Origin of the sequence: Alteromonas sp. BL110 (genome assembly GCF_003443615.1) — a bacterium.
Lineage (GTDB): Bacteria > Pseudomonadota > Gammaproteobacteria > Enterobacterales > Alteromonadaceae > Alteromonas.
Window position 1 is genome coordinate 335,383 of sequence record NZ_CP031967.1, and the last position, 20,207, is coordinate 355,589.

Genomic DNA, 20,207 nt, shown 5'->3' on the forward strand with positions numbered 1-20,207 from the left:
TTTATTCATTAATTGTTTTGCCCAGCATACGCTTTAACGTACCGTCTTTGTCAATAATGTGGTGCTTAAGTGCGCCAGCAATGTGTAGCAATAAAGCAACAATAACGGTATATCCGAGATAGAAGTGAATAGTGCCTCCTAACTTCGATAACTCATAATTAATCGGTAAGGTTTTTTCTGGGTCATCTACGCTAAAGTTTTGAGCAAATACTTCTAATCCGAACACGGATAGACCGTGACCACCCAATACTGACGTCATCAACCCTGAAATAGGCATTAATAAAGTAGCTATGATCAAAACCCAATGAACGATAGATGCAAGCTTGTGCTCAATTGGCTTGTAGTTCGATGCAGGGCTGGGCCAACCATTTTTCATTCGCCATATAACGCGGGCTATCGCGACTATTAGCACAAGAAAACCAAATGCCTTATGCCAATTAAATAGCTCGTAGACATTGTTCTCTGTCATGTAGATACCTGTGGCAAGTAACCCTATAATGGTTAATCCCACCAGCCAATGTAGAATGACCGTAGTAGTAGCAAATTTGTTATAACTATCGTACTGCATGCTTTTCTCACTCCAATTGTTCATACCAAGAACTACGTTTTCCATAAAGCGTATCTTGGCACTTTATATTTCCTTACACATTGTAAGGAATTATCTGAAGGTACTAAAGTAAATTTGATTAGCAAATTCAAGGCCAGCAATTTCGAGGGCGCTTTTAAAAGCAAGTGAAGATTCATTGAGATGGATGTGAGTATATGGGGGCCGGAACTCCCCCTACAGCGTTTCATTTGCCGGTGGCGTGCATCTAGCACTGCCAAAAAAGCATAGCTAGTTAGCGGAAATAATTACTTCAAGTTCTGATATCAATGCTTTTCTATTCGTTGAATAACTAGCAAAAGGGTGTGGAGATGCAAAAGTATTATGGTCATTGTCAAAGTAATCGCCAGCGACGTTAGCAAAACGTTCAGATAGTGCTGCCTCAATAAATATTTTAGCTCCCTCTTTTAAATCGCCACCTGCAATACCATAGGCATCTTTAACCATTTTACTACCTAATAAAGACTTAGGGTTCACCGAAACCATCTTAGGTCCGTTTAACTGATACTTTTCCCCAAGATAAGCTGTCCACATAGTAATACCCAACTTACTCTGCGCATAAGCTGCGCCATCCGAAAGTTGAGTTTCACCTCTTAGGGCAGCAAAGTTCACCGGCGCTTGTGCAGCAGAAGAGACGTTAATCACACGACTGTGCTCATCCATAACATCTGCAAGGGACAGCGTAAGCATATAGGGCGCAATAGTGTTAACCATGAACCGAGCATCTAGCCCTGCAGCAGTAATAGGGTTTTCTATGGAAAAAACACCTGCGTTATTGATAAGTATGTCTAAACGGTCGGTGTTTGCTTTTAACTCTACGGCAAGTTTTTTAACGTCGTCAAACAACGATAAATCAGCCTGAAGAACAGTAATGCTGGTTTTGGGAAATTGCGCTTCTAATGCGCCTTTAACATTATCTAATTTACCTTGGCTTCTGCCGTGTAAAAAAAGGTTATGTCCTTCTTTGGCTAACATTTTTGCTGTTTCTAGACCGATGCCGTCAGTCGCCCCAGTTATCAATATCGTCTTCATCTCATACTCTGCCGTAAATAAAGCCCAAAACTCAGTGCAAGCGACATATACCAATCAACCTGCTTTGGGGTACATTAACAGTGAAGTAGAAGACTGATAATGGTGTAATTGCTTAAAGCTGTTTCAATGTAATCTATATAATCAACAGCTTTCGTTTTAATGCTGTTTAAAATGCTTATATCAGCAACAGATAATTTATAAAAACCATCTAGCCAGCGACTTCAATAACACTTAGACTGCGGGAATAAAAATAAAAAACGACAGGTATTACGCCCGCATTCTATCGGGGCGTTCGCCATCATGTGCAAGATACGCTGGTGCCCTTACCCACTTTTAAATAGTGGTGTGCCACATGTAAATTAACGCGCATATGATGAGGTACTTTTCAATTTAGTAACAAGGGTTCTCAATTTAATGTCACAACAAAAAGTAGGTTTAGTGGGCTGGCGCGGTATGGTTGGCTCAGTATTAATGCAGCGCATGCAAGAAGAGCAAGATTTCGCGCACATTGAGCCCACCTTTTTTACCACCTCTCAAAAGGGTATTGCAGCGCCAAACTTTGCTGGCAAAGATGCAGGTGTTTTAGAAGATGCGCACGACATCGAGGCGCTATCAAAACAAGATATTGTTATTACTTGTCAGGGCGGTGACTACACGAAAGCCGTTTACGACGACCTTCGCGCGTCTGGCTGGAATGGTTATTGGATTGATGCAGCGTCGGCCCTTCGCATGAAAGACCATGCGATTATTGTACTAGACCCAGTGAACCGTAAAGAAATTGATAGTGGCATTGAAAAAGGTATTCGTACATACGTTGGCGGAAACTGCACAGTGTCACTAATGCTGTTGGCTCTAGGCGGCTTATTTGAACAAGACCTTGTTGAATGGGCATCACCGATGACCTACCAAGCGGCCTCAGGGTCTGGCGCTAAGCATATGCGTGAACTTATTAGCCAAATGGGCGCGATTCATAGCAATGTTAAAGATAAAGTGGAAGATCCGGCTACCGCTATATTGGATATCGATCAACAAGTAGCTGAATTTATTAGAAGCTCAGAATACCCAAGCGAGCAGTTCGGCGTTCCTCTTGCAGGAAGCTTAATTCCGTATATCGACTCACAGCTTCCATCTGGACAAAGCCGTGAAGAGTGGAAAGCACAAGCCGAAGCTAACAAGATTTTAGGTATTAAGGGCAGTGAAGTGCCTATTGATGGTATTTGTGTGCGCGTAGGCGCTATGCGCTGTCACAGCCAGGCGATTACGCTTAAACTCAAAAAAGACTTACCAGTGAGCGAGATTGAAGAGATCTTAGCTAAGCACAATGATTGGGTAAAAGTCGTGCCTGATGATCGTGATGTAACTATGCAGGAACTCACGCCAGCCAAAGTTACCGGTACCCTGTCTATTCCAGTAGGTCGTATCCGTAAGCTAAACATGGGCCCTGAGTATATCTCAGCGTTCACCGTTGGCGATCAGCTTTTATGGGGTGCTGCAGAGCCACTTCGCAGAATGTTGCGCATTGTGCTTGAGCAAAACTAATACTTAGTTTTACTTAATAAATCCTAAAACGCCTTACCAGTGACTGGTAAGGCGTTTTTTATTTCTAGTATTCCTCGTAATATACGTAAAACATCAGAAAAGAGTATGATCCTAGTAAGCCGACTCAGACCAAACAGCAAGTTCATTGCCACCTGGCTCTACAAAATGAAAACGGCAACCACCGGGAAAATTAAATAAGGGTTTGGTAATTGTTCCGCCCGCGCTTTCTACATTGTACTGTACTTTAGCTATGTTACCGGCATAGAGTACTAACAAGGGCGCCCCGCTTTCTGCCTTTGAAACCCGTTCCGCTGCGAATATGCCACCCTCTAACCCTGCATTACTAAAGGCACTATACTCACTACCGTAGTCAGTAAAGCACCAGCTAAAAGCATTTTCGAAAAAGGCTTTTGAACGTTCTAGATCAAGGGATGCAAATTCAACATAGTTAAGTTTAGTACTTTCCTGCATGAGGGTTATGCCTGGCGATGCGCGAATTTGACAGTATCATAGCACTAATCATTATCGAGTCGACTATACAGACATAACTCTGTTCGTTGGGTTGCGCCGTTACGGTAAATGCAAAGTACGGCCGTGTATGCCGAGTGCAAGGCTAAAAGCTTACATCCCACTGCAGTGAATAGATTGTACTATCGCCGACTTCAATATCGAACTGATCAAGAGAGATTCTGCTTACCTGCGCAGTAAGTTTGTTGTCGTGACCTTTAAAAAACCAGTTAAACGCCAGTGATTTTTCGTAAAAATCTTCGTCTTTTTCGCTAGTATTAGGTGAATAGGTAGCATAGCGGACAGCAATTTCTAAAGGCTTTGGCCACCAGCTTAATGTCTCATTTATAAAGTAGCCAGCTTGAACGTAATATCCGCGTAATGTTGTTTTGATGTTGTCATTAGCTACGTCCACGATTTCCTTTTCGTGATATTCTGCCTGCGCGTTAAAGCCTTGATAAAAGTACGCACCGTCAATCACAAACTGCTGAATATCGTACTGCCCTTCAGTCTCACCTTCATCAAAGTGGGTCAAATTGCTTGCTCCAGATGAAGAGAAACGCGTGAACTGACTTTTAAACTTAGCGCCCGCGATAGCTATCGCGGCTTTCGGAGTAGATGAACGAGCAATGTCGCTATTTTTAAAACCGACTTCTTTACCTAAAAAATTCCACTGCAGTCGACCCGAATACATGGCCTCACCGTCATGATTACTATAGTCACCACGACCTGAACCATTAAACACACCTGCCCAGTAATTGAAATTAGCAGCACCGCCGTTATCGATATAACCGTAGATAGAAGCGCCCATTTGCCTGTCTAGTGTGAATATTCTATTGATGATAGAACGATCCATCATTTGTTGACCGCCACTGCTAACACTGCGCTCTCTGGAATATTCAACTTTCCACTGACCAAACTTAAACCGAAGCGCATCATACTTTTCAAAGGCTAGCGTCGCACTTAGCGTGCGCTGATCGACGGCATCGTATTCCACAGCGTAGTTAATCCACGGCATAGCAATGTGACCGTCTAATTTAACTCGCGCCCTGTTAATACCGAATTGATTTCCAGCGTTGTGGTTAAAGTCGGCAAGTTCAGTTGGCTGGCCAATGCCAGGGTTAGCATAGCGAAACTGCACTCTCCCTCGAGCACGCAACGAAAAGCCGTTGTTGTCACTTTGAAATGTTAAACCGTCGCCATTGTATTCGGGTAAAGTCTCGTAAGACACTCGCTCAGCATCAACCTTAGACGCTAACGCTGCCGAGGAGAAAAATAACGTTAAAACAGCATTAAATATAAGGCAAAAAGAAGAATGAATTCTGAAAAACAAAGCACACTACGTAAAACGGAAATTTATGCGAAGGATATATACTTTAGTATAAGAATCAAGAGCGCTGACACAAAAGTGACATAAAAATGAAATATTTAATGATTACTTAGCAATGTAGCGCTCTTTTATATAAAGGTTATCTGCGCTCTTTAGTTGCCCGATAGTGAGTTTGCTGGTAAGTGAGGACTTCCTTTCTGCGCCTGCTCACTTTGTTTAATTAGTTCAACGATATGCTTATTTACCGGTGTAGCTATATGATGTTTTTTGCCTAACCTAGTTATCTCACCGTTTAAATAGTCTATTTCAGTACGCCTTCCTAATACCAAATCTTCATACATGGAAGAGCGGGCTTCGGGGTCAATTTTGAGCGTCGATGCAGCGACCAAGTTGAACAAAAAGTTAGGTAGTTTCATGATTGTCGGCATAAGTTTGGGGATAACCTTCCCAGTACGTGCAGGTGTTATCCCTTCGGCGTTTAGCACTGTCAGCGCCTCGGACAATACTTTTGCCATTACCAACCTGTATTGCCTATTCCCTAGTTGCGATTTAAGCGGTATGCCCGACAATGCATTGACCGCGTTATTCAAGTTCATAATAAGCTTGCCATACTGTACTGCCGCCATATCACTATAAACCGTCACTGGCAGCGAAGCGCTTTCAAGTGCCTTAATGAATTCTGCACAGTGATTACCGGGATCTTCTAAAGCTATATCTCCCTCAGTACCGCAATGAAAGTGCCCTCCCCCTTTGTAAAAAACATTGAAAGGCACCATGCCTGCAATAACAACCTGTTCTAAATGTTGTCGTAATAGGTCAGCGTTGCGAACACCGTTTTGCAGGCTAACCACAAGCGCATTAGGCTTTCCATACTGCTTAATTATTCTGGCAGCGCTTTCGGTATCTTGGCTTTTAACACATAGTAGAATGATATCTGCACTAGCTAAGCTATCGTTATTTAATGAAAAATTGACGTGATTAGCATCGGTCATTTGTTTGCGGCCCCGCCAGTCGGTCACTTTCAATCCATTTGCTACGATGTCGTTGCATAATCGTTGCCGGCCTATAAGTGTAAGCGTATTTGAACTGTTGAACACAGGGCCCGAAGCCAACAAACAACCCGCAACATAACAGCCGATACTACCCGCGCCTAACACCACAATATTCATCGATGTTTTTCCTATCATGCCTAACTTTCTGCTATTTAGTTAGACTGCTTCGCAATGATCAAAATGTAAATATAAAAGACACATACTAATAACAAAAATACGTTTTGTATCAGTTATTTTCTATTAGTTTGATTCAATATTTCAATTTTCCCCTCGTACGTGATCTCCCTACAATTAGACCGAGTAGTCAATTTATATATGGTCAAGTAGAGGGTCATCATGTTCGGTCAACAAACTGCGTTAACCAATACTCGCAATGCAGAACGTTCTGCCAGTAGCAAAGTTGCTTTGGTTGCAGAAGGTGGCGGCCAACGCGGTATTTTTACAGCAGGTGTACTGGATACCTGGTTAGATGCGGGGCATGACCCTTTCGATATCCTTATTGGCACATCGGCAGGCTCGCAAAACTTAACAAGCTTTGTGGCACGTCAAAAAGGCTATGCAAAACGCTTGATTCGAGGGTTAACACGGCACAAGCGTTTCTTTCAGATGGGCCGCGGTTTAATGGGCAAACATATTGTCGATTTAGACTGGTACTTTGATAAAACCCAAGAAGCGAACCGTTTACTGGATTTAGATACCGCTAAAAGCAATGTGGCAGATAGAGAAATACTGTTTACGGCTACGAACTCTCGAGACAGAAAAGCCTATTTTCTAAACCCTATGAAAAGCCAAAACAACTGGGTTGAATTGATTAAAGCATCGAGCGCACTGCCCTTGTTATATAAACAAGGCGTTCCGCTTCACACTGAAATTGAAGCCAAGCAAGCTGCGAATACTGATTTTTACTTAGATGGTGGTTTAGCCGCGCCTTTACCTGTAACTGAGGCTTACAACCGTGGTGCTACCAAAATCGTAGTGATCAGAACCGTAGATGAGGGTTTTCAAGCCCAATCACCTTGGCTACAAAAGCTAAGCGCAGTGATGTGTGCAACGGGTACCTGCCCGAAAACTATCGACTATTTACTGCAACACGAACATGCGTATCAAAAAGAGTTAGCGTTTATCGAAAATCCACCTGAAGGGGTGGAGGTAATTCAAATTTTTGCACCTAACAAGCTTCAAAGTAAGCTGTTAGGTAGCACAGATGCGCAACTTCGTCACGATTACAACCTTGGCAAGAAGGCTGGTATTGCTTTTCTAGAAGCTGAAAATGCGATAGAAGCCCAGTACGAAAGTGAAGTTTTTGCGGCAGTTACTAATGATAGTGAAGTGAAAACCTCACGTAGCGATAATATTCGTGTTGCGAAAACCGTTGAAATGGCAACAGGTAAGGCAACAGGTAAAGAAGCGAAGGCAAAACGAACTCTACTTACACTTCCTTTTCCTGGACGTTTGAGGCCGCAAGTGAAAACGCAGAAAGAAGATAAGCGGATGACTGCATAGTTACCGCTCTATTTACTTCTGGGGCAGCGATGCTTTCCTGATCTCTTGGGCAGCGATGCTCTCCTCATCTTTGGGGCAGCGAAGCTCTCCTTATCTTTGGGGCAGCGAAGCTGCCCAGCCCTCAAGACTTTCAAACACGCCTACCGCTTTAGAAAAATCATGATTAGCCGACAAGGGCGTGGGAATTGCCACAGTTTTAATTCCTGCGCTAACAGCAGCTTGTAATCCAAATTCTGTATCTTCAACTGCCATCACTTCATGTGGTGCCAACTGCATTTGCGATAAGGCTGCTAAATAGCAATCAGGTGATGGTTTACCTTCAACTACGTCATCAGAGGAAACAATACACTCAACGATATCTGCAAAGCCATAGAAAGACACTGTCTTTTCAACCGCTAAACGGGCGCCTCCTGTTACTATAGCTACGCGCAAGTCATGAGATTTACAGAACATAAGGGCTTCTTTTGCACCACGCATCAAGGGAAACGCTTGGCGCTGTATAAACTGTAGTGTTAGCGCCCTTCTCTTCTTAAAGAGTTCTTGGGGCGTTAGAGCAAGCGAGAAATCCTGAATGATATCGCTCGCATTGTTCATTACTGAAATACCAGCCATACGCGTGTGGTAATAATCAAATGTCAGTTCTTTGCCCATATCCGCAAGCATGGCTTTCCATAACTCGAAATGCGTCATTTCTGAGTCGATTAGTGTACCGTCGTGGTCGAAGAAAATGGCTTTCATGGTATGTATCGTAAAACTAACTTAAGTGACATGGAAAAAATAACCTAGTCTATAACTGTTAACGGTTTTTGCCACACGATAAAGTGTAACCGACTGATAAGTAAAAAAAATAATTACGTCTAAAAATTAGCCACCTTGACAGCAAATAGAAAAGTATTTATAAAACGTTTTTTCACTATTTCATCAAGTAAATCATGTCAGAATTATCAACACCTGTAAAACAAACCGAAGCGCACACACTTATTGAAGGCTTATTGAAATCTAGCGATCCAACTGCAGAGCTAGATAAAATTTCTGAAGAGTACAACATTGCAAATTGGGGGCAAACCAATGCGGTTTCTGCGGACCTTTACGATGCCGTACGCGACTTACTTGGCAAAGGTGTAGTGACAGGCAACGACCTTGTCGCAGGCAAAGACACCATGGACCCAATTGTACATAAAGTACAAGAAGAAACAGAAAAGCTTATCGCTAACCCAGGTGAAGCAGACGCTGACCGAGTTCAAACGTTTGTACTTGGCTTCCTACGCACTTTTGTAAGCCAACTACTCCACCCAGGTACTAAGAAAGCGATTTACGCGAAAAAGCTTCCTGACTTAATCAAAGTTCACCAGCAAATTGCTAAGTAACTAAAGCTTAAGGATAGCGCCTACCTAACTAGAGGCGTTAGCTTAATCGCTTAATAGATTGCTATATAATTTGCTAATAAAGAAACCCGTTTAATAACGGGTTTCTTTTTAATTAGAGTTTTAAACCCAATAAGTTCTAAACAATGCCACCATTCGCTCTGATAACTTGACCGTTTATCCAAATACTCTCTTCGCTGCATAAGAAAGCTACAACATTAGCGATATCCTCTGGCGTACCTAAACGTTCTAGCGGCGCCATATTTTTTAACTTCTCAACAAAGTCTTCCGACTTGCCTTTCATAAACAAATCAGTATCAGTCGGGCCTGGTGCAACTGCGTTTACCGTAATGTCTTTTCCCCGTAACTCTTTAGACGTAATAGCTGTTAGCGTTTCAACGCCAGCTTTTGTTGCGGCGTAAACGCCATATTTTTCCAATTTAAGACCAACTATGGAGGTAGATATATTTACGATTCGACCACCTTGGTTTAGTCGATTGACTGCTTGCTGCGTGGTGAACATGACGCCTTTGAGATTGATATCCACATGTTGATGAATGGTATCTTCACTCACATCTGCTAATGCATCCATAGATAAAACACCCGCATTATTAATAAGTATATCGACCGAACCAAATTGCTTTTCAGTCTCATCAAATAGACGTTTTACATCGTTAATATCAGATACATCGGCTTGAATGGCACACGCGACTCCCCCTTTCTTCTTTATATCATCAACCACACTTTGCGCTTGCTCTTCACTTCCCGAGTAATTTACAACAACCTGAGTGTTTTCTTGACTCAATCGTTTAGCGATTTCAGCACCAATACCTCGCGATGACCCTGTGACAATAGCTGTGCGCACGTTGTTTTTCATAGCATTCTCCATTGAAGTGGCAAATTCCTTTGATATTTATGTTTACGCGCTCACTGCGAGAACGTTTTCAAATAGCGATGACTGGCTGATGTCGTTAGGTGAAGTGCAATAACAATTAAGCGCTTTAAGATGAACAGCTAAAATAATAAAAGGGCCAATATTTCATGACCCTAAGTGCTGCGTTAAGCATTGGGGACTGGCGCTGCTTGGGCAATAAGCCCTTCGCTTTTAAGCTCACTCCAAAAGTCGTTGGGTACTTTAACCTTCATTGCAGCTACATTTTCGTGTATTTGCTCTTCGGTTCTTGCACCAGGAATTATTGCTGAAACAACTTCTGGCGCTTCTGCGAACTGTAACGCCGCTGTCTTCATGTCGATACCATATTTATAAGCAATATTGCTAATTGCAGCATATTTTTGCTTCATTTTTTCAGGTATTGCGCTGTCGTAATTAAATCTATCGCGTCCAGCCAAGTAGCCACCATTAAGCGGTGCGCCCACTACCACCGACATATCGCGCTTTTCTATCATAGGAAAGGTTTTCTCTAACGCATTTTCATGATCGAGCAATGAATACTGCAGTGCGAGTAAAAATATGTCAGGGTCAGAGTCTTCAAGCGATTTATAAACAGCCTCAGGTGTATTTATACCGAACCCCCAAGCTTTTATGATGCCTTCGTCACGCATTTTTGAAAGCTCAGGCATTGCGCCTTTAACGGCTTCATCGTAATACTTTACCCAGTCCTCGCCCATATCGCTGTTTTGCGGAGAAAGATCGTGGATATAGACTATGTCTAAAGACGACACTCCAATACGATGTAAGGTGTCTTCTACTGAACGTCGTGTACCTGACGCTGTATAGTCATATTTGTAGTGAAAGGGGGAATGGTCTGCCCAATGCCACTTTTTCTTTAGAGGCTCTGAAGAAGGCGTAAGTAAACGACCAACTTTAGAGGATAGGACATAATCGTCGCGACTTTTGTTACGTAATAAGTCACCAAATCTGCGTTCACTTAAACTTAAACCATAAAACGGTGAGGTATCGAAGTAACGTATACCTGAATCCCAAGCTGCGTGAAGCATACTTAAAATTTCCTCATCTGGCGATATGGTATTGAAACCATTGCCAGCGGCCAAGCCTCCCAGCCCCATACGCGATAGAGGGCGGTACCTTTTACTGTCCCCAGGCCTGTTTACGGGTAACATTTCGTGACTATTGTAGAGCCCTCTGGTCGGCATAACCTCACCAGATGACGCTTTGATTTTAAGCTTGTCTGCGAGTGCGTTAGAACTTACTGCTGATGTGAGGCCTAGTGCAGCCCCAGCTTTGATGAAACTCCTTCGAGATACCATGGAAATGTGCTCCGTAGAAAACAATAGAGAATTGCGAATACTACGTAGTAGAGATACCTAGAACAGAAAGCGGAAGATCACGAATTGAGAGTGTTAGCTGGCGACTTATATTAACAACACTCTTTATTACTACTTAAACCATAATTTTTATGGCACAAAAAAACCGGCCTAAAGCCGGTTCTTTGTATTTGGCGGAGAGAGAGGGATTCGAACCCTCGATACGCTATAAACGTATACACACTTTCCAGGCGTGCGCCTTCAGCCACTCAGCCATCTCTCCAAATTTTGTATCAAGAAGATTTCAACTACGAAAACCCTTGAGCGCGCGTATAGTAGGTAAAGCCGCGCGCTTAATCAAGAACTTGCTGGAAATTATTCAACAAGTGCTTATAAAACGTGCGCTTATAGTCCGCCTTTCGCTTTTAACTCGGCTGAGAAGTTAAGCATGCGGTCTAGGGGAATAAGTGCACCTTTACGCAATTCATCATCAACAAAGATTTCATGGCCATCACTTTCGCCCGTTAAAGACGCCTTAATCGCTTCTAAGCCGTTCATTGCCATCCAAGGACAGTGAGCACAGCTTTTACACGTAGCGCCGTTACCGCCCGTTGGAGCCTCTATAAACGTCTTCTCTGGAGTAAGTTGTTGCATCTTGTAAAAGATGCCTTTATCGGTAGCAACAATAAAGGTGTCGTTATCCATGGTTTGCGAGGCTTTTATCAACTGACTGGTTGAACCAACCGCATCGGCCATCTCTACCACGCTTGCGGGTGATTCAGGGTGAACCAAAACTGCCGCATTCGGGTACAGCGCTTTCATATCAGCAAGCTTCTGCGCAGAGAACTCATCGTGAACAATACACTCGCCCTGCCACATCAACATGTCAGCACCGGTTTGCTTAGCAATGTAAGAGCCTAGGTGTCTGTCAGGGCCCCAAATGATCTTTTTGCCCTGGCTGTCTAAGTGCTCAACAATTTCCAGCGCGATGCTTGACGTCACTACCCAATCAGCGCGCGCTTTCACAGCCGCCGAAGTATTTGCGTAAACCACAACAGTGTGGTCAGGGTGCTGATCACAAAACTCGCTGAACTCTTTTACCGGGCAACCGATATCAAGGGAACAGGTCGCTTCAAGGGTAGGCATTAGCACGGTCTTTTCTGGGCTAAGAATTTTCGCCGTTTCACCCATAAAACGAACGCCAGCAACAATTAATGTTTGCTCTTCTACATCTCTACCAAATCGCGCCATTTCTAACGAATCAGCTACACAACCGCCAGTTTCTTCAGCAAGCGCCTGAATTTCATGGTCGGTGTAATAGTGTGCGACAAGCACAGCGTTACGCGCCTTAAGTAAGGCTTTGATCTCTGCCTTTAACTCAGCTTTACGTGCTTCTGATAATGGCTGTGGTTTTGCTGGGAACGGGTACTCTACCTGCTCCACTCGAAATGCTACTGACATTAACCTACATCTCTGTTGCGACAAGGGTGCGGATTATACCCAACTGTCATAAAAATTACATACTACCTATTCAACATAAGCGTAATTAAATAGTCGTATTTGTACTTACCTTTTCTACTACATGGGGTTAAGTAAACTAGATTAAAGTGCAAATGAGATGAGTGACAATGCAAAGAGAAATGAAAACTGAATTTCAGAATGTGCGATTTGAGTAGCGTGGTTTGAACGTTAAGAAGACTTGATGGTGGGTCGTGCTGGATTCGAACCAGCGACCAATTGATTAAAAGTCAACTGCTCTACCAACTGAGCTAACGACCCATCAAGTGACACACAGATAAGTTTAGCAATTCAAATGATGGTGGGTCGTGCTGGATTCGAACCAGCGACCAATTGATTAAAAGTCAACTGCTCTACCAACTGAGCTAACGACCCATCATTTGATGCTAGGAGAGAAAGTGGTGGGTCGTGCTGGATTCGAACCAGCGACCAATTGATTAAAAGTCAACTGCTCTACCAACTGAGCTAACGACCCTTTCTTTCCTGTTGTTGCCTGTGTCTTGGCAACGGCGGCATATAATACTCAGATTTTTATTCGACGCAACCCATAACGTCCTTTTATTTTCATTTTTCTGTCAAATTACGACTAAACGGTCAAAATGAAAACAAATCGCTGAGTATTTATACCAGTGTTAATCGAGTTTAGTTGCTTTTTTACGGAGCACAGTAAAATTTGGTGCACGAATTTTAGGTCGCTAAAGCGAAATATTTTGGAGTTTTTTTGTTTAACTCATAAAAAAGCCTCTTTAAAAGAGGCTTTGTTCATTACAAGTTATTTAATCTAGATTCAGCAAGGCGTTTTGCTGAGGAATCTGGATATTCATTTACGACTTGTTGAAACAGCTGTCGAGCCGTTGCACTGTCTCCCGTACGTTCGGCAATTACACCAAGTTTCAACAAAGCGTCAGGGCGCTTAGTAGAGTCGGTAAAGCGATTAGCTACAATATTAAATTGCTCACTTGCCTCACTCCACTGCTGCTTATTAAACAACAGTTGGCCTAACCAGTAATGCGCATTTGGCGCGTAACCACTGTTTGGAAAGCGCGAAATGAACGATTGAAACGCAGGAATGGCTTTATCGTACTCACGAGACTTGAGAATGAGGTTCACTGCATTTTCATACGCTTCATCTTCACCTGCCTGTGGCGTTAGAGCCTGTGCTGGCGTTGGTGAAGGCGTTGAACTTACTGAGCCTGGGTCAACACCTGCACTAGGCATGGCACTCCCCTGTAGCGCACCACTTTGCTTAAGAGCCTCTACGCGCTTATCTATTTCAAGGTAAAGCTCACGCTGACGCTCAAGTACTTTTTGAAGCTCGTTGGTATTCACTTCAACCGCACCGCGTAGTTGGTCGACTTCCATTTGCATGTTGTCTAGCTGGGTTTGAAGCCTGTGCTGCATTTCGGTTCGGCTTTTTACAATACGCTCTAGCACAACGATACGCTGCTCTAACTCACTGCCGCCATTGGCGTCTACCACAGGCGCTTGCGCAAATGCGGTAGAAACAGCAAGGGCGGCACTTAACGTGACGCCCATTTTTAATGTCTTATTCGCCAGAATAGTCATTAGCGGTAAACAACCACTCCGCGACGGTTTTGAGCAAATGCATACTCAGTAGAACCCATCACTGCTGGTTTTTCTTCACCGTATGAAACCACTGTTACTTGGCTGCTGCTTACGCCAGCATTAAGTAGGTAAGTTTCAACAGACTGTGCACGACGCTCGCCAAGTGCGATGTTGTACTCTGGTGTACCACGGCTGTCAGTGTGACCTTCGATAGTCACTTTAGTGCTTGGGTTTTTAACCAAGAACGCCGCATGTTTGTCTAGAATACGCTGGAACTCTGGCTTGATGCTTGAGCGGTCAAAGTCAAAGTAAACAGTTTGTTCGTTTTTTAGCGCTTCCATTTCTTGCTGAACCATTTCTTCCTGACGCTTCATGCGCTGAGCAGCTTCGGCTTTAACGCGCTGTGCTTCAGCTTCACGAGCTTCAGCTTCTGCAGCCGCTTGTTCTTGTGCAAGACGGTTACGTTCAGCTGCCAATTCTTCTTCGCTAGGGCCTGAAGAACATGCCATCATTGTCACTACTGGCAATGCGATAATGAAGCTCTTCATCACTTTATTCATTTGCATCCTACTAATCCTTAAATTTTATTGTTTAGTCGTTAAATTGTTAGAACAAAAATGGTGACCAACTTGGCGATTTAACTTGCCCATTGGCTGCTGGTAACCTAGCTTTAAAACGCCCATCTAAAGAGACAAGTGATAGTACTTGAGTCCCCTCGTGAAGGGTGCTGTAAATAATCATGCTTCCATTCGGCGCTACACTTGGTGATTCGTCTAAGTACGTCCGTGTCAGTACTTGAGGTGAACCACCATCCAAAGACTGCTTAGCAATGTGATAGTTCCCATTAGTTTGGTTGACCATAATCATTTGCTTGCCGTCAGGGGTTAGCGTACCGCCAAGGTTTTGCTCACCTACGAAGGTAACGCGCCTTACTTTCCCAGAATTTAAATTTACGCTATATATCTGGGGTTTACCACCCCGTTCCGAGCTAAATATTAAACCGCTGCCATCGGGTAGCCATGCAGGCTCCGTATCAATCGCTCTATTGCGTGTAACTCGGCGCAGATTTTTCGTCGCTAAGTCCATCACATAGAGTTCAGGGTTTCCATCTTTCGATAAAACCATAGCAAGTTGCTTGCCATCTGGCGAAAATGTAGGGCTACTGTTTATTCCAGGAAAATCAGTAATGCGTGTACGCTCACTGGTGTAAATATCTTGAATGAATATTTGTGGTCTACGGTTTTCAAAGCTTACATAAGCTAACTTTTCGCCGTCAGGGGACCATACCGGCGACATAAGTGGCTCAGGTGACGACAACAGACGGGTTTCGTTCTCGCCATCATAATCTGCAATCACTAATTGATAAGGCTTGTCCACGGTATCGCGGTCGCGAACAATGACATAAGCAATTTTCGTTAAAAATGCACCGCGAACGCCGGTTAATTTTTCATAGACGATGTCGCTAATTCGATGCGCATACTGGCGAAAATCTCGCCCGTTAATTACCGCCTGACGGGAAGCAAGAACATGATTGTTACTCGATACTAAGTTGCCGTCTTTAAGTACTTTAGCCTGGCCGTTATCAACTTGCCCCTTAAGCACATCAATAAGTTCATAAGATACAAGGAAGCGGTCCCCGCCTTGAGGCTCGATGCTTCCTACTAATACGGTATCAACACCAAGCGTTGCCCACGCTGTGTAAGACACTTGCTCAGCGGTTTCTGGATACTGTGGCATTTTATCTACAGATACCGGGTTAAATTTACCGCTTCGCATCAAATCAGCCATCACCACTTTAGAAATGTCGCCTGGCATACTGCCTTGTCCTTTCCATTTAAATGGCACAACACCGATTGGCCGGGCGCTATCTACGCCTTCGGTTATTACAATTTCTAAGGATGCAAATACTTTGACACTAAAGGCCATCGTAATAAGCGCTATCCATAAACCTAGTTTTTTCATACCACTATAATTCCACTTTTAAAGTTATGTCTTTTAGCTGCTCGTAAACATCGGGTGCATCTGACACAGGTAGCTTTTCTGCACGGCGCACTGCACTCTCTGCGGCGCGACATAGCGCGTCGTTACCACCAAGTACACGAATGCTGGTTACAAATCCTGTGGTCGCCAGCCGTATATTCAAGCGACAAGTTTTACCGCTATAGCTGTCGTCAGAATATAGGTTGCGCTTGATAGTTTGCTGAATTAGCGCAGTGTAGCGCTCAACTTCAGTTAACACTTGCTTTCGTCTACGCTCTCGCTGAGCCGCTTGCTCTTGCGCTAACTGCTCTTGCATGATCCTTTCCATCTCTGCACGTTCAGCCGCTTCTTTCTTCTTACGCTCGGCTTCAGCTTTCGCTTTTGCTTCACGTTCCTTGCGCTCTTGTTCCTTTTGCGCAGCAAGGCGTTCTAAGTCTTTTTGTCTTTTCGCCTCGGCGGCTTCAGCTTCACGCTTTTCTCGAGCTCGCTTTGCAGCTAGCTGCTGTTGACGTTTTTTCTCTGCTGCCGCCTGTGCTTTTCTTTGTTTCTCTCGCTCTTGGGCTCGCGCCTGCGCTTCGGCTTGTGCCTGGGCCTTTTTCTGGTCGGCTATCGCTTGCGCATCAATAAAGGTTGCTTCAATTACTGGCGCATTAGAGGGAGCGTTAGGAAGCGGTTCGGGCGAGAAACTGACGCTAATAAGTAACAGTGCTGCAATAATGGCATGCAGGCCTAACGACTTGTATAAACCAAGTTGTTCAGGCGTCAATTTACTTTCTTTCTTGTTACCTTTTTGTTTCGCCCCCGCGCGCGCTCCTTCTTCCGAAGAAGCATTTTTGTGCTCAGTGCTGTTGGACACTTCAGGTTTCGACATATCTATTTTACTCAACCGGATCCGTCATTAACCCTACTGAAGGCACACCAGCTTCTTGCAACAATACCATCAACTGTATCACTTCGTTATACGCCACCTGTCCATCGCCCTTAACCACTACGGGTGTATTAGGCTCTTTGGTCAACTGTGCTTTAACAATAGCGCCCAGTTCATCTTCACTAATTGGAGATTCTTGGTCTTCACCAACATTCAAAAAGTAGCGGCCTTTAACATCTACCGACGCAATAATGGGTGGGTTATCTTCTTGCTCGATTGGGTTAGCGCTTGCTTTAGGCAGGTCAACCTTTACCCCTTGCGAAATAAGTGGCGCCGTTACCATGAAGATAATCAGTAGCACTAACATCACATCGATGTAAGGTACAACGTTTATCTCTGATACCGGTCTGCGGCGTTTTCTTACATACATAACAAGTCCTCCGTTTGGAATGTAAACGCTTAGGCTTGTTGTTGTGCTTGCGCAGCAACCGCTTGGCGATGAAGAATTGCAGAGAACTCTTCCATGAAGTTGCCATAGCTATTTTCTAGCTTTTCAACTTGGTGACTAAAGCGGTTGTATGCGATCACAGCTGGAATAGCGGCGAATAGACCAATGGCAGTTGCAATAAGCGCTTCTGCAATACCAGGCGCTACCATTGCAAGGGTAGCTTGCTGTACTTCACCTAACGCGATGAAGGCATTCATTATTCCCCAAACAGTTCCGAAAAGACCAATGTAAGGACTAATAGAGCCTGCAGTAGCTAAAAAAGGTAGACGACTTTCTAGTTCTTCTACTTGGCGAGACATAGAAACGCGCATAGCGCGGTACGTACCGTCAACAATGCCGTTAGTTGCCGTGTTTGATTTGCGCAGGCGAACAAACTCTTTAAAACCTGAACAAAAGATGCTGCCCATACCGGTTAGGTTAGTTCGTGCTGACAGCTCTTGATAAAGACGGTTCAGGTCAGCGCCTGACCAGAACTTATCTTCAAATTGACGCATTTCATTGCGAGCAGCTGACAGTGCTTTACTTCGTTGAAATATAAATGTCCAAGACGCGACTGAAACGCTTAATAGTAAAAGCATAACAAGTTGAACAATAAAGCTTGCTTGTAAGAACAAGCCAATAAAAGTGAGATCAGATGACACGCGAAATTTCCCCTAACAAAGTACGTGGTAATCTTTTTGGCTTCATTACAGCCAAATCGACGCAGGCAACCTTAATATTTCCAGATACTAAGGTAACGCCTTGTTCATTTTTAATATTTTGTTGAAACGTCATACTAGCGCCTTTCAATTCTACAACGCGAGTTTCAATACTCAACAACTGATTAAACCGCGCGGGCGCATAGTTATGCATTTCAACGTGTTTGACGACAAAAGCTATGGATTGTTCCATTAGCGTATCTTGTTCGTAACCTAGCCCGCGAAGCCACTCGGTTCGGGCCCTCTCCATAAACTTAAGGTAATTTGCATAATAGACTATGCCGCCTGCGTCGGTGTCTTCGTAATACACTCTTACCTGATGTAAATGCATAACTATTCCTTCACCTTTAAATTAATTAATCCCAAATGTAGTTAGAACTACTATTTTAAGCGATAAAATGCAGAACAAAAAATCCCTACAGACCCCGTTAAGACTAACCATTAATCAAAACTAAACCAATATTAAACACATATTTAACACATTAGTTTTTCTAATCTTTGTCAACAATTTTACTCAATTGTGCTTTTTTCAACACTCCCTATAATGCACAGCATCAGTCGTACAGAGCGTGATGGTGCTTAGCACGGTCATGCAAGAGTTTTTCTCCTGTTAGACATGAGTTCCCTGGATTTATTTCCTTCAACACTTGTTGTTTTAGCCCGCTCTCTGAGCGGGCTTTTTTTTACCCTCAGTTTGACATTGTTTCAAACGAAGTAATCAGCACCTACACTAGCCGCTCGCTCTATACCCGCGTTCTACAACGAGCCGAATTTGTTTCCACTTAGCATAAACCTGTATAACTTTAACTATTGCCTAAGCCTAAAAAAGCCCAGCTATCCAGCTAGGCCTTTAATACAAATCAACCCCCTGTTAAACAAAGCGTTGAATTATTCTGAAGGAGTAAAGCCAAAGTGCAGATAGGCGCGCTGCGACACGATACGTCCCCGTGGTGTGCGCTGTAAGAAGCCCTGTTGAATAAGGAAGGGTTCAATTACGTCTTCTATGGTTTCTTTCTCTTCGCCAATGGCTGCGGCCAAATTGTCTAAGCCTACTGGCCCTCCATCAAACTTTTCAATAATAGCCGTAAGCAATTTGCGGTCCATGTAATCAAAGCCTTCTTTGTCTACATCAAGCATATCGAGGGCTTTAGCAGCGACATCAGCGCCTACGGTACCATCAGATTTAATCTCGGCATAATCTCGAACACGGCGAAGTAAGCGATTAGCGATACGCGGTGTACCTCTAGAGCGACGTGCCACTTCTTGAGCGCCTTCCTCATTCATTTCTAAATTAAGATAGCTTGCACTTCTTGCAACGATGCTAGTGAGGTCTTTTACATTGTAAAATTCCAGCCGTTGTACAATCCCGAAACGGTCCCGTAATGGCGATGTTAATGAGCCTGCGCGTGTGGTGGCCCCCACTAAGGTAAAAGGAGGAAGGTCGAGCTTGATAGAGCGCGCAGCTGGCCCTTCCCCTATCATAATATCAAGTTGGTAGTCTTCCATTGCCGGATAAAGGATTTCTTCTACTACTGGGCTCAACCTGTGTATTTCATCAATGAACAATACATCGTTGCGCTCAAGGTTGGTAAGCAATGCGGCAAGGTCCCCGGCTTTTTCTAACACAGGCCCAGACGTGGTTTTGATATTTACCCCCATCTCATTAGCCACAATATTTGCCAAGGTTGTTTTACCTAAACCTGGCGGGCCAAAAATAAGAAGATGGTCGAGCGCATCATCTCGATTGCGTGCCGCCTGAATAAATATTTCCATTTGCTCACAAACGTGAGGCTGCCCTGTGTAGTCTTCCAACATTTTAGGGCGAATGGCACGATCAATCACCTCGTCTTCGGTACTTGCGTCAGGCGTAATCAGTCTGTCTGCTTCAATCATGATAGCTCTACTTTAGGGA

20 protein-coding genes and 4 tRNA genes are annotated in these 20,207 nt (G+C 43.8%); 3 read left to right on the forward strand and 21 right to left on the reverse strand.

The genetic code is table 11. The annotated features are described in order from the left end of the window. Position 1 precedes the first annotated feature (1 nt). Together D1814_RS01515 and D1814_RS01520 are read right to left on the reverse strand one after the other, a co-directional pair. Positions 2 to 613, reverse strand: a complete 612-nt coding sequence (locus D1814_RS01515) for a cytochrome b (protein WP_232368952.1) — start codon at positions 611 to 613, stop codon at positions 2 to 4. A 222-nt stretch (positions 614 to 835) separates the two neighbouring features. Next, positions 836 to 1,636, reverse strand: coding sequence for an SDR family NAD(P)-dependent oxidoreductase (locus D1814_RS01520; protein ID WP_118489785.1), 801 nt, complete (start codon positions 1,634 to 1,636; stop codon positions 836 to 838). 414 nt (positions 1,637 to 2,050) lie between these two features. On the opposite strand from D1814_RS01520, the gene asd reads away from it, so the two are divergent. Then, on the forward strand, positions 2,051 to 3,175 hold the full coding sequence (gene asd, locus D1814_RS01525) for an aspartate-semialdehyde dehydrogenase (RefSeq protein ID WP_118489786.1): 1,125 nt from the start codon (positions 2,051 to 2,053) through the stop codon (positions 3,173 to 3,175). Positions 3,176 to 3,286: 111 nt separating this feature from the next. Here asd and D1814_RS01530 read toward each other — a convergent pair whose 3' ends face one another. The 3 genes from D1814_RS01530 to D1814_RS01540 all read right to left on the reverse strand — a co-directional run bounded on the left by D1814_RS01530 (position 3,287) and on the right by D1814_RS01540 (position 6,181). After that, on the reverse strand, positions 3,287 to 3,646 hold the full coding sequence (locus tag D1814_RS01530; RefSeq protein ID WP_118489787.1) for a VOC family protein: 360 nt from the start codon (positions 3,644 to 3,646) through the stop codon (positions 3,287 to 3,289). 142 nt (positions 3,647 to 3,788) lie between these two features. Next, complete coding sequence (locus D1814_RS01535; RefSeq protein WP_118489788.1) at positions 3,789 to 5,015, reverse strand: porin; 1,227 nt, start codon at positions 5,013 to 5,015, stop codon at positions 3,789 to 3,791. Positions 5,016 to 5,164: 149 nt separating this feature from the next. Continuing rightward, positions 5,165 to 6,181: a 2-dehydropantoate 2-reductase gene (locus D1814_RS01540; protein ID WP_118489789.1), complete on the reverse strand. Its 1,017-nt coding sequence runs from the start codon at positions 6,179 to 6,181 to the stop codon at positions 5,165 to 5,167. Between the two features lie 219 nt (positions 6,182 to 6,400). Between D1814_RS01540 and D1814_RS01545 the strand changes: the two genes are divergently transcribed. Continuing rightward, a complete protein-coding gene (locus tag D1814_RS01545) occupies positions 6,401 to 7,567 on the forward strand; it encodes a patatin-like phospholipase family protein (protein WP_118489790.1) in 1,167 nt (388 codons plus the stop codon). Positions 7,568 to 7,657: 90 nt separating this feature from the next. Here D1814_RS01545 and D1814_RS01550 read toward each other — a convergent pair whose 3' ends face one another. Beyond that, complete coding sequence (locus tag D1814_RS01550) at positions 7,658 to 8,305, reverse strand: HAD family hydrolase (RefSeq protein ID WP_118489791.1); 648 nt, start codon at positions 8,303 to 8,305, stop codon at positions 7,658 to 7,660. A 194-nt stretch (positions 8,306 to 8,499) separates the two neighbouring features. Here D1814_RS01550 and D1814_RS01555 point away from each other — a divergent pair, with 194 nt between their 5' ends. Further along, positions 8,500 to 8,934 (forward strand): hypothetical protein, encoded by a 435-nt coding sequence (locus tag D1814_RS01555; protein WP_118489792.1) that lies wholly within the window; start codon positions 8,500 to 8,502, stop codon positions 8,932 to 8,934. 136 nt (positions 8,935 to 9,070) lie between these two features. Here D1814_RS01555 and D1814_RS01560 read toward each other — a convergent pair whose 3' ends face one another. From D1814_RS01560 to ruvB, 15 genes are all read right to left on the reverse strand, one after another. Next, a complete protein-coding gene (locus D1814_RS01560; RefSeq protein ID WP_118495276.1) occupies positions 9,071 to 9,808 on the reverse strand; it encodes an SDR family oxidoreductase in 738 nt (245 codons plus the stop codon). A 182-nt stretch (positions 9,809 to 9,990) separates the two neighbouring features. Continuing rightward, on the reverse strand, positions 9,991 to 11,160 hold the full coding sequence (locus tag D1814_RS01565; RefSeq protein ID WP_118489793.1) for an aldo/keto reductase: 1,170 nt from the start codon (positions 11,158 to 11,160) through the stop codon (positions 9,991 to 9,993). Between the two features lie 189 nt (positions 11,161 to 11,349). Beyond that, positions 11,350 to 11,440, reverse strand: a tRNA-Ser gene (locus D1814_RS01570). 122 nt (positions 11,441 to 11,562) lie between these two features. Next, positions 11,563 to 12,618 (reverse strand): quinolinate synthase NadA, encoded by a 1,056-nt coding sequence (gene nadA, locus D1814_RS01575; RefSeq protein ID WP_118489794.1) that lies wholly within the window; start codon positions 12,616 to 12,618, stop codon positions 11,563 to 11,565. Positions 12,619 to 12,860: 242 nt separating this feature from the next. After that, a tRNA-Lys gene (locus tag D1814_RS01580) sits at positions 12,861 to 12,936 on the reverse strand. A gap of 38 nt (positions 12,937 to 12,974) precedes the next feature. Then, positions 12,975 to 13,050, reverse strand: a tRNA-Lys gene (locus tag D1814_RS01585). Positions 13,051 to 13,074: 24 nt separating this feature from the next. Then, positions 13,075 to 13,150 (reverse strand) — tRNA-Lys (locus tag D1814_RS01590). A gap of 290 nt (positions 13,151 to 13,440) precedes the next feature. Beyond that, on the reverse strand, positions 13,441 to 14,241 hold the full coding sequence (gene ybgF, locus D1814_RS01595) for a tol-pal system protein YbgF (protein WP_118489795.1): 801 nt from the start codon (positions 14,239 to 14,241) through the stop codon (positions 13,441 to 13,443). After that, positions 14,241 to 14,807 (reverse strand): peptidoglycan-associated lipoprotein Pal, encoded by a 567-nt coding sequence (pal, locus tag D1814_RS01600; RefSeq protein ID WP_014948870.1) that lies wholly within the window; start codon positions 14,805 to 14,807, stop codon positions 14,241 to 14,243. Before pal ends, ybgF begins: the two co-directional genes overlap by 1 nt. A gap of 40 nt (positions 14,808 to 14,847) precedes the next feature. Then, positions 14,848 to 16,203 (reverse strand): Tol-Pal system beta propeller repeat protein TolB, encoded by a 1,356-nt coding sequence (tolB, locus tag D1814_RS01605; protein ID WP_118489796.1) that lies wholly within the window; start codon positions 16,201 to 16,203, stop codon positions 14,848 to 14,850. A gap of 4 nt (positions 16,204 to 16,207) precedes the next feature. Further along, positions 16,208 to 17,092, reverse strand: coding sequence for a cell envelope integrity protein TolA (tolA, locus tag D1814_RS01610; protein WP_118495277.1), 885 nt, complete (start codon positions 17,090 to 17,092; stop codon positions 16,208 to 16,210). A gap of 7 nt (positions 17,093 to 17,099) precedes the next feature. Continuing rightward, on the reverse strand, positions 17,100 to 17,519 hold the full coding sequence (tolR, locus tag D1814_RS01615) for a protein TolR (RefSeq protein ID WP_118489797.1): 420 nt from the start codon (positions 17,517 to 17,519) through the stop codon (positions 17,100 to 17,102). A 29-nt stretch (positions 17,520 to 17,548) separates the two neighbouring features. Further along, positions 17,549 to 18,238, reverse strand: a complete 690-nt coding sequence (tolQ, locus tag D1814_RS01620) for a protein TolQ (protein WP_025254600.1) — start codon at positions 18,236 to 18,238, stop codon at positions 17,549 to 17,551. Beyond that, a complete protein-coding gene (ybgC, locus tag D1814_RS01625) occupies positions 18,228 to 18,626 on the reverse strand; it encodes a tol-pal system-associated acyl-CoA thioesterase (RefSeq protein ID WP_118489798.1) in 399 nt (132 codons plus the stop codon). Before ybgC ends, tolQ begins: the two co-directional genes overlap by 11 nt. Before the next feature lie 557 nt (positions 18,627 to 19,183). Beyond that, positions 19,184 to 20,188 (reverse strand): Holliday junction branch migration DNA helicase RuvB, encoded by a 1,005-nt coding sequence (ruvB, locus tag D1814_RS01630; protein ID WP_118489799.1) that lies wholly within the window; start codon positions 20,186 to 20,188, stop codon positions 19,184 to 19,186. Positions 20,189 to 20,207: the final 19 nt, after the last annotated feature.

Coding starts and splice junctions, on each gene's coding strand:
- pal (WP_014948870.1), bottom strand. CDS start 14,807: ATGCAAATGAATAAAGTGATGAAGAGCTTCATTATCGCATTGCCAGTA.
- D1814_RS01530 (WP_118489787.1), bottom strand. CDS start 3,646: ATGCAGGAAAGTACTAAACTTAACTATGTTGAATTTGCATCCCTTGAT.
- asd (WP_118489786.1), top strand. CDS start 2,051: ATGTCACAACAAAAAGTAGGTTTAGTGGGCTGGCGCGGTATGGTTGGC.
- D1814_RS01545 (WP_118489790.1), top strand. CDS start 6,401: ATGTTCGGTCAACAAACTGCGTTAACCAATACTCGCAATGCAGAACGT.
- D1814_RS01520 (WP_118489785.1), bottom strand. CDS start 1,636: ATGAAGACGATATTGATAACTGGGGCGACTGACGGCATCGGTCTAGAA.
- ruvB (WP_118489799.1), bottom strand. CDS start 20,188: ATGATTGAAGCAGACAGACTGATTACGCCTGACGCAAGTACCGAAGAC.
- tolB (WP_118489796.1), bottom strand. CDS start 16,203: ATGAAAAAACTAGGTTTATGGATAGCGCTTATTACGATGGCCTTTAGT.
- tolA (WP_118495277.1), bottom strand. CDS start 17,092: ATGTCGAAACCTGAAGTGTCCAACAGCACTGAGCACAAAAATGCTTCT.
- D1814_RS01540 (WP_118489789.1), bottom strand. CDS start 6,181: ATGAATATTGTGGTGTTAGGCGCGGGTAGTATCGGCTGTTATGTTGCG.
- D1814_RS01515 (WP_232368952.1), bottom strand. CDS start 613: ATGGAAAACGTAGTTCTTGGTATGAACAATTGGAGTGAGAAAAGCATG.
- ybgF (WP_118489795.1), bottom strand. CDS start 14,241: ATGACTATTCTGGCGAATAAGACATTAAAAATGGGCGTCACGTTAAGT.
- D1814_RS01565 (WP_118489793.1), bottom strand. CDS start 11,160: ATGGTATCTCGAAGGAGTTTCATCAAAGCTGGGGCTGCACTAGGCCTC.
- D1814_RS01555 (WP_118489792.1), top strand. CDS start 8,500: ATGTCAGAATTATCAACACCTGTAAAACAAACCGAAGCGCACACACTT.
- ybgC (WP_118489798.1), bottom strand. CDS start 18,626: ATGCATTTACATCAGGTAAGAGTGTATTACGAAGACACCGACGCAGGC.
- nadA (WP_118489794.1), bottom strand. CDS start 12,618: ATGTCAGTAGCATTTCGAGTGGAGCAGGTAGAGTACCCGTTCCCAGCA.
- D1814_RS01560 (WP_118495276.1), bottom strand. CDS start 9,808: ATGAAAAACAACGTGCGCACAGCTATTGTCACAGGGTCATCGCGAGGT.
- tolR (WP_118489797.1), bottom strand. CDS start 17,519: ATGTATGTAAGAAAACGCCGCAGACCGGTATCAGAGATAAACGTTGTA.
- D1814_RS01550 (WP_118489791.1), bottom strand. CDS start 8,305: ATGAAAGCCATTTTCTTCGACCACGACGGTACACTAATCGACTCAGAA.